The following is a 14546-nucleotide window of genomic DNA, read 5'->3' on the forward strand; positions in this document are numbered from 1 at the left end:
TATAATATTTATAAACAATATACCTATAACTTATTTAGATATAGTTGAGTAATAAAATATTAAAACTATAATATAATTTATGTATTATAAATTCAAATATTTATATTGTATTTAAATATATTTAACATAGATAAGATTTATAATAATAAGGTTAAGTTACCTTGTTTTCTATAATTAGGAGGAAAAAAAGATGAACAAATTTAATAGGAATGATATTTGTTGGTGTGGAAGTGGGAAAAAATATAAAAAATGTCATATGAATCAAGATGAATTTTTAGGAAAATTAGAGCTTGAAGTAGGATATACAATACCTAGAGATATCATGAAAACTGAAGAACAAATAGAGGGAATTAGAAAGGCATGTAAGCTTACTAGGGATATATTAGACATGGTAGGTGAAAAAATAAAATCAGGTATTAGTACAGAAGAGATCAATACATGGATACATGAATACACAATTTCACATGGTGGATATCCTGCTACATTAGGATATCACGGGTATCCTAAAAGCACTTGTATTTCTATAAATAATGTAGTATGTCATGGTATTCCAAATGAAAAAACTATATTAAAAGATGGGGACATTGTTAATGTAGATGTTACGTCTATTTTAGATGGGTATTATGGAGATGCAAGTAGAATGTATATCATTGGAGAAGCATCAGAAGAAGCTAAAAATCTTGTAAAAGTTGCAAAAGAATGTTTAGAAATAGGAATAGAGCAAGTTAAGCCTTATAAAACTATTGGAGATATAGGGCATGCTATTCAAAAGCATGCTGAAAGCCATGGCTATTCTGTAGTATACGATTTTGGTGGTCATGGAGTAGGATTAGAGTTTCATGAAGAACCTTTTGTAGCCCATATAGGAAGACCAGGAGAAGGCATGATATTACTCCCAAATATGACTTTAACTATTGAACCTATGATTAATATAGGAAAGCCTGAGGTTGTGATACTTGAAGATAATTGGACTGCAGTTACAGAAGATAACTCATTATCTGCTCAGTGGGAGCATACTATAAGAGTTACTGAAAATGGATATGAAATCTTAACATAAAAGTTTGAGTAGATACTTATATTTTCATTATGTTTTAAAATAATGCTGATTTCTAAATGAAGGCACTACTAATTAGTACGATTAAAAAGAGATATGAATAAGGAAGAATTTATTTTACAAATTCCTCATTTTTTAATTTAGTAGTTTTAAGAAGAAGTATAGTAGATCATGATTATTTTACAACATAATATCTATATTAGAGTATCTACTCTATTTTTAAGCAATTTATTTAGATATAAATGGTAAATATTTAAAAAAATGTTTTATTTTGATATAATTATGGTAAATGATTTAGTGAGGGTCATTGAAAAAGGGGTGTAATTAAGGATGGAAATTTTAAATAATAGATATAGGGTAATTGAACATAAAAAGCAAAGCAGACTATATTCTTCTTATAAGGCAGTAGATATATTAAATAATTCGAAAATAGTACAACTTAACATTCTTAATTCAAAATACATTCCAAAAAATTTTATTAATTTTTGTATAGATAATTGTTCAAGTTTAGGTAGTATTAATAAGGTAGGATTGCTGTCTATATTTGAGTTTGGATTAGTAGACATGATCGATAATAAACAAGTTTATAATAAAATGTACTATTATACTATTGAATTAATGGATAAAGAAGATAAGCTTATTGATTTACAATGGGACACCAAAGAAAAAATAATTGATATTTTTGCTACTCTATGTCAACTTTTAAACTATCTAAATGTACAAGGATATATTTATGAACATTTAAATGGAGATAGTGTTTATTATGATAGTGAAAATAATATTATAAAATTAAAAGATTTAATTACTGTTGAATTAACAAAATATGAATTTACAGAAGAGCTTGCAAAGGAAAATTTATTCAAAGCTCCAGAAAATATAAATAAACAAGAATATACAATAAAATCTCAAATTTATTCTTTAGGTGTGTTTTTACTAATATTATGCTTACAAAGTAATGACTACAACTTAAGCAATAAAAGTATTAGTAATGTTATTAAAAATATAAACAACTATCTTTATGAAGATTATGAAGCTATAAATAAATTTGACAAAAAATTTTATGGCATTATTGAAAAGATGATAAAGTTTGACCCTAAAGAAAGATATGATAGTGTGACAGATATTATAGTAGATATCAATAATAAATTTAATACAAACTATAAACCTTATAAAAAAGAAGTACTTGAAAAATTAAATTTTAATAATAAATTAGTAGGCCGTGAAGAAGAAATAAAATCTATAATAAATATTTATAATTCTTTAATTAAGTATGAGATGTTGAACAAAATAGTTACTATACATGGGGAAACAGGCATAGGAAAAACTAAATTTTTAAAGCATTTAGAGTATTTATTAAGGTTAAAGAACACAAATGTTTATAGTACCTTAGATAAAAAAATAGATTGTAAAAGCAGTGAGAAAGTTTTTAGTGAATTTATACGACAAGTTGTTTCAAAAGCAAAACAAGAAACTATAAATAAATATGCTTATGATATTGTAAAATTTGTTCCAGAAATAGCAGATAACATAGATATAACACCTATAGAAACTTTAATAGGAGCTAAAGAAAAATTTAGAGTTATAAATAATATCAGTAATTTTATTGAAGAGGTATTTTGGGATAAGCCTATAATAGTATTAATTGATAATTTACACTGTGCAGATGATTTTACATTGGAATTTATTCTTTATAATTTTAGTAAATGTAATAAGAATAATAAATTGATGCTGATATTTACTTATTGTGATGGTGAGTGCCTAAAAAATAAAAAGTTTATGGAATTTATATATAAAGTAAAAGAAGATATAAGACTGGAAATTATACTTAAAGAACTTAATATTGATGAAGTAGGTATTATGATTAAGGATATATTATGTATGCAGTATATACCGGAAAATTTTACTGAATTAATTTATAAAAATACCAGTGGGAATCCCCTATTTGTAGAGGAATTATTAAAAGATATTTTCTTTAGAAAATATATATATATAAATGATAGTAGTGGAAAATGGTATAAAAAATATGATTTTGAAAATCTTCAATTTCCTAAAAATATGCATGAAGCGCTAGAAAGCCAAATAAATGAGTTTGATAAAATAACTTATGAGATCCTTTCAGTAATTTCTATATTTGATAAAGCAACTTCTTTAGAAATGATAAGTATATTTGTAGATATAGACATTAATAAACTTGAAAAATTTATAGATGATTTAATATCTAAAGGAGTATTATGTAAGAAAATTGAAGATAGAGGTTTTGTCTTTGATTTCTATAATAAGTTTTTAAAAATATATATTAACGAGAGAATAGATAAATATGAAAAAAAGAGTAAACATAAATTAGCGGCAGAGATGCTAGAAAAATATTATTTAGAAGGAGGAAATGAATATTTAGAGGAGCTTATTTATCATTTAGAAGGAGCAGAAGACAAAATAAAATTAATAAATTATTATAATAAAAACGCAGAGACAATGTTAATGCTGAATAATAGAAAAGATGCCATAAGTAATTTTCTTAAAATATTACATCATTTAAAAAGTAGTGGAAGCAATAGTAAGTATATATTAAATGTGATGCTAAATATAGGGAATTTATATGTTCAAGAAGATGAACAAAGCACTGCTTTAGAATATTTTAAAGATGCAGTGACCTTAGGGGAAAAAGAGCATTGTTATGAGGAAGTAGTGGATGCCCTAATTAATATATTAGAGATATATGTTGAAAGAAATTATATAAAAGAAGCTAAGGTATATGAAGAAAAAGCAAAAGAAGTCTTAAGTAAAATAAATTATGAAGATGGCTTAATAGCATATAATTTTATACTGGCTTCTATGTATTTAGCAGAAAGAAAATATGAAGAATCCTATAATATTTGTATAGAGACCTTAAAAAAATGTGATAAAAAAAACTCAGAATATAAATTTAAATTTTATAGTATAATATGCAGCATATTTATATATACAAATGAAATAAAAGAAGCATTACAAATGCTTACTGAATGTTTAGCATTGTGTAATGATGAAAATTATAGAGAAAAAATAAGGATACTGAATAATATAGGAGTTATATATAGTGATTATTATGAGGACACAGATAAAGCTTTTGAATACTTTAATACAGTATATAATTTAAGTAAGGAAAAGAATTTAGTATATGACGAGATAATAGCATTAATAAATATAGCTTTTGTTCATTATAGCTTGAATCAATATAATGATGCCTACGATAATTATATTTTAGCATCAGAAAAAGCTAAAAAGTATGATTATCCTTCTATAGGGTTTTATTGTAATACTTATTTAGGAAATATACTATATAAATTTGGAAGATATAGTGAAACTTATAAATATTATTTACTGAGTAAGAGATATATTGATGAATACAATGTAACAGAAAGGGATGCAGGGCAATTTTATCTTTTAGGATATAGGATTCACTATATTTGTGGAGAGATATGTATAGCAGAAAATTATATGAAAAAAGCTTTAGATTCTTACAATAACTCTGATGTAATATTTAGATTTGAAATTGAGCTTTTAAACTTAATTTTTAAACTTGAACAAAATAAATATGAAGATATAGAAGAATTGTTTAAAGAATTAGAAGAAAAATTTAATAATTTTACTAATAAAGATGCTGCGGCTTCAATAATATGTATTTCAGCGACAAATTTTTATTTAAACAACAGTATTAAATTAGCTAAAAGATTGCTAAAATTAATTGAACCAATAGAAAATGAAGTTAAATCCTATAGAAACATTACAAGAGTAATTTTTCTTAAGACAGTATTATATGATAATGTTAATTTAGAAAGCTTAATTGATGTTTTGAACAGTTGTAAGGAAGAAGAGCAAAGTTATTTATTATGGATAGTTTATTTAACTATAGCAAATTATTTTTATAATAAAAAAGAATTTTCTTATGCAGCAATCTATTATTTTGAAGCTTGTGGAGTAATTATAGATTTAACATTACAAGTACCTAAAGATTTTAGAGTAGGTTTTATTACTTGCAATAATATGGTATTACCATTTGAAAGATTTAAGTGTATAGTTGATTGTTATAAATATGGAAAAAATACTATAGATTCTAGTAAGAATAAAATTGAAGTTAATACAGAGAATGATGTAGAAGATTTATTTAATTTATTAAATTATAATGAATTTATAAAGAGTAATTTTTTTATGGATTCTTTAAGAGAACTAAGTTCTTTATCACTACCTACAAAAATAACAGATATAACAGATATTTTTGAACATTTAACAACAAACAGTATAAAGAATATGGAAATAATAGTTGAATACTTATGTTATTTAACTATATCCAGTAGAGCAATAGTAGTAGTTGAAAATGACAGAAAATTTGAAATTTTAGCAAGTAGTAATAGCAATAAACAATTACCCAAAGATTTAACTATACTTAATAGAGTGAGAGATATCAGAAAATCACTTATTATTAAAGATGATTTTATAGAAAGGTTTACTCTTACATCTTGTAAAATAACTAGTTCATCTATTAAATCAAGTATGTGTATTCCAATAATAATGGATGGTAAAGGTGATAAAGGAATTAAAATTTTAAAAAGGAATTCTGATATATATTATATAGATAATACTATAGGATATATTTATTTAGAATCTGAGAGAATATTAAATAATATTAATGAAGATAGCTTAAAAGAATGCTTAAAAATTACTAAGATATTAGGTATTATACTTGATAAATATAATACTCAAATCAGCTCTACTACAGATAAATTAACTTCTACTCTTACTAGAAAGTATTTAGAAAAAGCAATTAATAATCAATTAGAATATTGCAATGAATACAATTCTAATTTTTCTATTCTTATGATTGATATAGATTTATTTAAAGATATAAATGATAGGTTTGGTCATAGAACAGGAGATTTAGTATTAAAAGAAATTTGTGATATTATACTAGATAATATAAGAGAAACAGATATATGTGGAAGATATGGAGGAGAAGAATTTATAGTAATTCTTCCAGAAACAGATATGTATGGAGCTTATACAGTTGCAGAAAAAATTCGTGATAAAATCCATAAGAAAAATATATTAAAGGGTAAACGAGATGTGACTATAAGCTTGGGAGTAGCTACTTTTCCAGAACATGCTACTCAGTATGAAGAATTAATAGAAAAGGTAGATCAAGCTCTGTATATTGCTAAAAATACAGGTAGGAATAGATCAGTAGTTTGGAGTGAAAAATATAGAGGCAAATTGAATCCAACAAACAAGCTTACAGGAATTATTTCTGGTAATATAAATCAAGATTTTAGAAATGTTTCCACCATGATTGAGCTTATTGAAATTGTTGGAGCCAGTAAAGAAAGAGAAGAAATGCTCTATAATGCATTAGGAAGAATTATAGAATCAACAGAGTCAGATAATGGAATCATATTCCTAGTAAGTGATAGTGAAATAAGAGATATCTATGGAAGAAGAGCATTTGATAAAGAATGGATAAATTCTGAAAAATATAATGAAAGCTTAGTAAGAGATGTTATAGTTAATAAGAATAATATTTGTACTATAGATTGGGATAATATCAATGAATATGATTCTTTAAGTTCTATGCCAAATTGGAAATCAGTGATTGTTTCACCTATTATAAAAAATGACAAAGTTAGAGCAATTTTATATTTATCTGTTTCAGCTAGAAAAAAGGAATTTGCTTTAGATGATGTAAATTTTGTAACTATACTAGGAAAGACCTTACTTTCAAAATTATAAAGTAAAGCCATTTGTTTTATACAAATGGCTTTATTTCCGCTCTATAATTTTCATATATAGAATAAAAGTAAGTATATTATGTATGAAAAAGGGTAAAATCATAAAATGATGCTCATATATTATGGATACTATTCATGATGTAGGTGACATTAGGCATCTGAAGGAAAATAGGCTAACATATGGTCTATTATTTTTTTGAAGATGCCTTAATAATGATAGTACTGGAGCGAGAAGTTTATGAAAGAAATATTACATTTAGGAGTGGATGTAGGATCAACTACTATTAAGCTTGTATTATTAGATATGAAAGATAATATTATTTATAGTAAATATGAACGACACTACTCTAATATAAAAGAAACTACAGCTTTACTTATAAAAGAAGCTTTTAACAAATATAAAGATTATAATATTACAGCAATGATGACAGGGTCTAGTGGATTATCACTTTCAAAGCTTTTAGAATTATCTTTTATTCAAGAGGTTATTGCTTGCACAAAAGCAATTGAAGCTTTTATAGATACTGCTGATGTAGCGATAGAATTAGGTGGAGAAGATGCAAAAATAACATACTTTGAAGGCAGTTTAGAGCAACGTATGAATGGAGTTTGTGCTGGTGGTACAGGAGCTTTTATAGATCAGATGGCTACATTACTTGAAACTGATGCTCAAGGATTAAATGAGTTAGCTAAAAATTATAAGATTATTTATCCAATTGCTGCAAGATGTGGAGTTTTTGCAAAAACTGATATACAATCTCTTATAAATGAAGGAGCTACAAAGGAAGATATAGCTGCATCTATATTTCAAGCTGTTGTAAATCAAACCATAAGTGGTCTTGCTTGTGGAAAGCCAATAAAGGGGAATGTAGCATTTTTAGGAGGACCTTTGTACTTTTTATCAGAGCTTAGAAAAAGATTCATTGAGACTTTAAAATTAAAACAGGAAGAAATATTATTTCCACAAAACTCTCAACTATTTGTAGCTATTGGTACAGCTATTGAATCTAAAAAAGAGAAAGCTATAACCTTTGAACAATTATTAAAATCTGTTAAAAACTTAGATAATAACAATGTATCTGCTTCATATACATTAGAGCCATTATTTAAAGATGAACAAGAATTACAAAGCTTTAGAGAAAGGCACTATAACTATAAGGCTAAAAGAAGAGATATAACTACATATGAAGGTGAAGCTTTCCTAGGTATAGATGCTGGTTCTACAACTACTAAAGCTATATTAATAGATAATGAAGGTGCCATATTATATTCTTTTTATGATGGTAATAAGGGAAATCCTTTAGAAAGTACTATAAACATATTAAGAGATATATATAGTAAGATGGATGAGAAAATAAAAATTGTTAAAGCCACTGTTACTGGATATGGAGAAGCTCTTATAAAGTCAGCTTTAAATATTGATATTGGAGAAGTTGAAACCATCGCACATTATAAAGCATCGGAGCACTTTTTAAAGGGTGTAGACTTTATACTTGATATAGGAGGTCAAGATATGAAGTGCATTAAAATAAAGGATGGAGTGATAAATTCTATTCAATTAAACGAAGCTTGCTCATCAGGATGTGGTTCTTTTCTTGATATGTTTTCACAATCTTTAAATATGAGTATTGAAGAGTTTTCTAGTGAAGGTTTATTATCACAAAGTCCAGTAGACTTAGGATCAAGATGCACCGTGTTCATGAACTCTAAAGTTAAGCAGGTTCAAAAAGAAGGTGCAAATATTGGAGATATATCTGCTGGATTATCTTATTCTGTAATTAAAAATGCTCTTTATAAAGTTATAAAAATAAAAAATCCTGAGGAACTTGGCGAAAAAATTATAGTTCAAGGGGGAACTTTTTATAATGAAGCTGTTTTAAGAGCCTTTGAGAAAGTTTCTGGCAAAGAAGCTATAAGACCTGATATTGCAGGGCTTATGGGAGCATTTGGTGCTGCTCTTATTGCAAAAGAAAATTATAATAAAAATGAAGTTTCGAGTATTATAGCAGAATCTGACCTTAAGAAATTTAAAGTAGCAAATGAATTTAATCATTGTGGATTATGTAGTAACAACTGCTTGCTTACTATAAATAAATTTTCCGATGGTAGAAAATTTATTTCTGGTAATAGATGTGAGAGGTGTGTAGGAGTTGCTAAAAATAAAAAGAAAGCGGCAAATTTATTTGATTATAAATATAAAAGAATTTTTGGATATACACCTCTCACCATAGAAGAGGCAACAAGAGGAGAAGTAGGAATACCAAGAGTTTTAAATATGTATGAAAACTATCCATTTTGGTATACTTTCTTTACGGAACTAGGTTTTAGAGTAGTATTATCTCCAAATTCTACAAAGAAAATTTATAATGAAGGAATTGATACTATACCATCTGAGTCTCTTTGTTATCCTGCAAAAATTGCTCATGGTCATATAGTAAATCTTATAAAAAAGGGTTTAAAATTTATATTTTATCCATGTATTCCTTATGAGAAACTGGAAGATGAGACCGCAGATAATCACTATAACTGCGCTATAGTAATTTCTTATCCAGAAGTTATTAAAAACAATATTGAATTTTTGAGAAGTGGAGATATTATATATAAAAATCCATTCTTAAATTTTAATGATAAAAAGTCAATGAAAAAAAATTTATATGATGAATTAAGAGCCTTTGATATAAGTCAAAAAGAAATAAATATTGCAATTGATAAATCTTATGAGGAAGCTATAAAGGTTAAGGAAGATTTAAAAAATAAAGCATTAGAAATTTTAGGAGATTTAGATAAAAGTGGCGGAAAGGGAATTGTATTAAGCGGTAGACCATATCATTTAGATTTAGAAATAAATCATGGTATAGCCAATATGATATCAGAAGAAGGTCTGGCAGTTTTTACAGAGGATTCCGTAGCTGATTTAGCTAAAACTTCAAGGCCATTAAGAGTGCTTGATCAATGGACTTACCATTCAAGAACATATAGGGCTGCAAATTTTGTAGGTAATAGAGAAAATCTAGAGTTAATCCAATTAAACTCTTTTGGATGTGGATTAGATGCAATTGCTACAGATCAAGTACAAGAGATATTAGAAAGTTTTGGCAAAATATATACATTACTAAAAATAGACGAAGTCAATAATTTAGGTGCAGCTAGGATTAGAATACGCTCTCTTAAGGCTGCTATAGATAATAGAAATAAATTACAAATTTCTAAGTTAAAAATTATAAAGACATACGATAAAACTATATTTACAAAAGAGATGAGAGAAAAACATACAATACTTTGTCCACAATTTTCTCCAATACATTTTGAACTATTGGAAGTTGCTTTTAAAAGTTCAGGATACAATTTAAAAGTGTTACCAACAGTTAATAGGCATACCATAGAAGAAGGATTAAAATATGTAAATAATGATACTTGTTATCCTGCCATTGTAGTAATAGGTCAAATCATAAGTGCACTTAAGTCTGGAGATTATGATTTAAGTAGTACTTCTGTAGTAATTTCTCAGACAGGAGGTACTTGTAGAGCATCTAACTATATTGGTCTTATAAGAAAAGCATTAAAAGATGCAGGATATGAAAATATACCAGTTATATCTTTAAGTGTTCAAGGAATAGAGAATAATTCAGGATTTAAAATAACTGTACCAATGATTAATAAAGGTTTGATGGCAGTAACCTATGGTGATCTGTTTATGAAAATGATAAATAGAGTAAGGCCTTATGAGAAGATAAAAAATTCAACAGATTTACTTTATTTAAAATGGTTAGAAATATGTAAAAACAACATAATTAGTGGAAGTTTTAAAGAATTTAAAAATATTATAAGCCAAATGGTAAATGAATTTGATAGTTTGGAAATTAAGAATACAATTAAGCCAGAGGTAGCAGTAGTTGGGGAAATTTTCTTAAAGTATCATAGCTTAGCAAATAATAATATTATAGAAATATTAGAAAAAGAAGGAGCAGAAGTAATAATACCGGATTTAATGTATTTTCTATTATATTGTTCTTATAATCAGAAGTTTAAATATGAGAAGTTAGGCGGAAGTTTAAAAGATTTCTTAGGTGGTAAATTGGCTATTAAATATATAGAATTTTATATAAGAGAAATGAAAAAAGCTCTTAGCAGCAGTAAAAGATTCACACCACCAGAGACAATTGAAAAATTAGCCAAAAGAACAGATGACATTTTATCTCTTGGCAATCAAGCTGGAGAAGGATGGTTATTAACAGCGGAGATTGTTAAATTGTTAGAAGCTGGAATTAATAATATGGTTTGTATACAGCCATTTGCCTGTTTACCAAATCATGTAATAGGAAAAGGGATGATTAGAGAAATTAAGAGAAGATACCCTTATTTAAATATTACACTAATAGATTATGATCCTGGTGCTAGTGAAGTAAATCAATTAAATAGAATGAAGCTTATGCTTTCTACTGCAACTAAAAATCTAGAAAAATTAGAAAAAAGTAAAACAGAGATAAAAAATTAATATATTATTAAGTGAATTAATTTTAAATTTTAATGACTTCTTTATAATAAAGAAGTCATTAAAATTTAAGGATATAAAAAGTATTCATTTAAATTACAATATAAATATTTAAATGAATATTAAACTTTAACTAAGCAAAATATATTTAAAGGGATATGTGTTTCATTTATTTATCTTTGATATAATGTAATAAAGTTAGGAGTGATTTTATGAGATATGAAGTAGGTAAAATTTATAATGGATTTAAACTTATAGAAGAAAAAAATATAAAAGAAATAAATTCAATATCAAGAATTTTTGAACATGAAAAGACTAAAGCAAGGTTATTACATCTAGAAAATGATGATAACAATAAAGTTTTTTCAATAGGGTTTAGAACCCCACCAGAGGACAGTACAGGGGTAGCACATATATTAGAGCATAGTGTACTTTGTGGTTCAAGAAAATTTCCAACAAAAGAACCTTTTGTTGAACTTATAAAAGGATCCTTAAACACATTTTTAAATGCTATGACCTTTTCAGATAAGACTATATATCCTCTTGCTAGTAAGAACGAGAAAGACTTCTTAAACTTAATGGATGTATATTTAGATGCAGTATTTTACCCTAACATATATAATGAGCCAGAAATATTAATGCAAGAAGGTTGGCATTATGAGCTTGAAAATAAAGAAGATGATTTAACCTATAAAGGTGTCGTATACAATGAAATGAAAGGTGCATTTTCTTCACCAGAAGGAGTGCTAATGAGAAAGATTCAGGAAGGACTATTTCCTGATACAACCTACGGAGTAGAGTCAGGTGGAGATCCTGAACATATTCCAGATTTAACTTATGAAGAGTTTTTAGCATTCCATACTAAATATTATCATCCATCTAATAGCTATATTTTCTTGTATGGAGATATGCATTTAGATAATTGCTTAAAGCTTATAAATGAAGAATATTTAAGTAATTTTGACTGTAAAGATATAAATTCTAAGATAGAACTTCAATCACTACCTAAAGAAAAAATTGAAATCATAGAAGAATATCCTATAGCTATAGATGATAGTGAGAAAGATAAAACTTTTATGGCTTTAAATTTTATAACAGGAAGAGCCTATGAGCCTGAAGTGCATTTAGCATTAGATACTTTAGAATATTTATTATTAGAAACTCAAGGTGCACCACTTAAAAAAGCATTATTAGATGCTAATATAGGTAAAGATGTATATGGAAGTTTAGATGCAAGTATATTGCAACCTATATTTAGTATAGTAGTCAAAAATTCTGATGAAAGTAAAAAAGAAGAATTTGAAAGAATTGTTTATAATACTTTAAAGGAGCTTGTAAATAACGGAATAGATAAAAAGCTTATAGAGGCTTGTATTAACATAACAGAGTTTAGATTAAGAGAAGCAGATCTTCAGGGATTTCCTAAAGGGCTATTTTATTACATATCTCTTATGGATAGTTGGCTATATGGAAAGAGCCCTACAATTCATTTAGAATATGACGATATGATTAATAAAATGAAAACTGCATTAACTACAAATTATTTTGAGGATCTTATTAATAAATATTTATTAAATAATAATCACTCATCATTATTAATCTTAAAACCTAAAAAAGGATTAGCGGAAGAAATAGATAAGAAAACTTCTGAAAAGCTAAAAGCTTATAAAGAAACGTTAAATGATGAGGAAATTGAGAATATAATAAAACAAACTAATTCTTTAATGGAACGTCAAAATACACCTGATTCACCAGAAGTATTAGAAACCATTCCTATGCTTTCATTAACGGATATAGAAAGAACCGTTGATGACTTAACAATAGTAGATAAAGAGATTAATGGAGTTAGAGTTTTATGGCATGACACTTTTAGTAGTAAAATAGCATATATAAACGTTCATTTTGATGCTATGTCCTTAGAAGAACAATATATACCTTACGCAAGTTTACTTTCTTCATTATTAGGCAAACTTGATACAGATAAAAAATCCTATGTGGATTTATCTAATGAAATGCTAATTAATACAGGTGGAATTTATTTTAAGAGTGAAATATTTGCAGATGATTTAGATAGTAACAAATATTATCCATATATTGTGGGTTATTCTAAAGGTATTGTGGATAAAATTCCTCATCAATTAGAGTTATTATCAGAGATATTTAACTATACTAATTTTAAGAATAAAAGACGTATAAAGGAAATTGTTCAGCAATTAAAATCTAGAATAGAAATGAAAATGATTGATAGAGGACATCAAGTGGCTGCTTCAAGACTAAACTCTTATTATACACCAGCAGCTAAATATATGGAATATATCTCTGGCTACGAATACTATAAGTTCATAAAGGATATAGAAGAAAACTTTGATAATAAAATAGATGAAGTTATAGAAAAGTTAGAGCATGTTAAAAAGGTTATATTTAATAAAAATAATTTAATGGTATCTATCACAGGTGAGAAAGAAGAACTTAATGTTCTAGGAGAAAATATAAATATATTAGTTAAAGACTTAAAAGATGAAAAATATGAGAAGCAATATTACAAATTTGAAGAAGAACAGAAAAACGAAGGATTATTAACTTCTTCCAATGTTCAATATGTAGCTAAAGGATATAATTTGAAAAAACTAGGTTACGAATATAGTGGGAAATTATTAGTATTAAAAACAATAATGAGCCTTGATTATTTATGGAATAAGGTAAGAGTTCAAGGTGGAGCTTATGGTGGCTTTGCAAGTTTAGTTAGAAGTGGAAATTTAGTATTTGTATCATATAGAGATCCTAATTTAGCTGAAACTTTAAAAGCTTATGATAATGTTGTAAATTATATTAAAAACTTTTCTACCTCTGAAAGAGAAATGACTAAATATATTATAGGTACAATTAGTGAATTAGACGCACCTCTAACACCTTCAATGAAGGGAGATAGAGCTGTAGCCTTTTACTTAAGACATATTACTAAAGAAGATAGAGTAAAAGAAAGAGAAGAAGTTTTAAGTACAACAGAAAAAGATATAAGAAATTATGCAAAAATGATGGAAGAGATAATGAATAAAAACTTTTATACTGTATTAGGAAATGACAATAAAATTAAAGCAAATAGCAGCCTATTTAATAATTTAGAAAATGTATTTAAATAGGGCATATTCAAAAAAATAACTAGTCAGTATGATCGTCTATTTTTCATCATACTGCGTTGTCAGATTTCCATGATAGCCTAACTATCATGGAAATCTGTCTCCTT

The 14546-nt window shown here is 26.5% G+C and carries 4 protein-coding genes; all 4 read left to right on the top strand.

Annotated features, from left to right (window positions below):
• The first annotated feature begins 190 nt into the window (after positions 1-190).
• The 4 genes from ACWPW7_RS03085 (at position 191) to ACWPW7_RS03100 (ending at position 14442) form a co-directional block, all read left to right on the top strand.
• Positions 191-1057 carry a methionyl aminopeptidase gene (locus tag ACWPW7_RS03085; protein WP_454052305.1) on the top strand — a complete coding sequence of 289 codons (867 nt, stop codon included), beginning with the start codon at positions 191-193 and terminating at the stop codon, positions 1055-1057.
• Positions 1058-1384: 327 nt separating this feature from the next.
• Positions 1385-6811, top strand: coding sequence for a diguanylate cyclase (locus ACWPW7_RS03090; protein ID WP_454052306.1), 5427 nt, complete (start codon positions 1385-1387; stop codon positions 6809-6811).
• 237 nt (positions 6812-7048) lie between these two features.
• On the top strand, positions 7049-11305 hold the full coding sequence (locus ACWPW7_RS03095) for an acyl-CoA dehydratase activase-related protein (protein WP_454052307.1): 4257 nt from the start codon (positions 7049-7051) through the stop codon (positions 11303-11305).
• A 209-nt stretch (positions 11306-11514) separates the two neighbouring features.
• Positions 11515-14442, top strand: coding sequence for an insulinase family protein (locus ACWPW7_RS03100; protein ID WP_454052308.1), 2928 nt, complete (start codon positions 11515-11517; stop codon positions 14440-14442).
• The last annotated feature ends 104 nt before the right edge of the window (positions 14443-14546 follow it).

Source organism: Clostridium sp. Marseille-Q7071, from assembly GCF_965112025.1.

Excerpts from the sequence above, each read along its gene's own strand:
- ACWPW7_RS03100 (WP_454052308.1), top strand. The coding sequence starts at position 11,515 with ATGAGATATGAAGTAGGTAAAATTTATAATGGATTTAAACTTATAGAA.
- ACWPW7_RS03085 (WP_454052305.1), top strand. The coding sequence starts at position 191 with ATGAACAAATTTAATAGGAATGATATTTGTTGGTGTGGAAGTGGGAAA.
- ACWPW7_RS03095 (WP_454052307.1), top strand. The coding sequence starts at position 7,049 with ATGAAAGAAATATTACATTTAGGAGTGGATGTAGGATCAACTACTATT.
- ACWPW7_RS03090 (WP_454052306.1), top strand. The coding sequence starts at position 1,385 with ATGGAAATTTTAAATAATAGATATAGGGTAATTGAACATAAAAAGCAA.